This window comes from Cellulomonas sp. GbtcB1 (assembly GCF_019091725.1).
GTDB lineage: Bacteria > Actinomycetota > Actinomycetes > Actinomycetales > Cellulomonadaceae > Cellulomonas.
Window position 1 is genome coordinate 1 of the sequence record NZ_JAGXJG010000764.1, and the last position, 228, is coordinate 228.

Genomic DNA, 228 nt, shown 5'->3' on the forward strand with positions numbered 1-228 from the left:
GGGCGGCGCGGCCGGCGGGGCGGCCGCCGGGGCGGGCGGTCCGGGGCCCGGGGTGGCGGTGTGGCGCCCCCCGGGCCCGGGCGCCCCGCTCGGCGAGCGCCTGCGGCAGCTGCCGGCCGTGGTGCGGGCGATCGGGCTGCGGCACCTGCCCACCGCCGCGGGCCAGAGGTCGCGGTACGAGCGGCACCGGCCCCGGCGGGCCCACTGGGTCCCGCAGGGGATGGTCCT

At 86.0% G+C, this 228-nt stretch carries 1 protein-coding gene; it reads left to right on the plus strand.

From position 1 onward, the window contains the following. The coding region (locus KVT14_RS22125; RefSeq protein ID WP_217617460.1) for a hypothetical protein at positions 1-228 on the plus strand (228 nt) is incomplete at both ends.